The sequence below is a fragment of the Aeromonas sp. sif2433 genome, from assembly GCF_019218705.1.
Taxonomy (GTDB): Bacteria; Pseudomonadota; Gammaproteobacteria; order Enterobacterales; family Aeromonadaceae; genus Aeromonas; species Aeromonas encheleia.
Genome location: NZ_JAHUXD010000040.1, coordinates 1 through 350, shown reverse-complemented (window position 1 = coordinate 350; position 350 = coordinate 1). Strand labels below are relative to the sequence as shown.

The following is a 350-nucleotide window of genomic DNA, read 5'->3' as shown; positions in this document are numbered from 1 at the left end:
GGGACGGTGAACTACAGCTACACCCTGAGTGCGACCATCGACAACGACAGCAAGCTGGGGGCGACGCCCACCGGGTTTGACGACAGCATCACCATCGGGGTGAACGGAGTGAGTGGCACCAGTGGCAGCGACGAGCTGATAGTGCGCATCGTTGACGATGTGCCGACGGCCAACAACGACGCGGGCGGCACCACCACCGAGGATGTGGCCGGCAGCCTGAGTGGCAACGTGCTGGGCAACGACACCGTGGGTGCCGACACCCCGGCGGTCTTTGTGGGCTGGAGTGCGAGCGGGCATGACAACAGTGCTGCGGTAGCTGCACTGGGCAGCTACGGTACCTTCACCCAAAA

1 protein-coding gene is annotated in these 350 nt (G+C 64.0%); it reads left to right on the top strand.

Annotation, left to right across the window (positions count from 1 at the left end; genetic code table 11):
- Positions 1-350: hypothetical protein (locus KW825_RS20305; RefSeq protein WP_218330242.1), on the top strand; the 350-nt coding region annotated here is incomplete at both ends.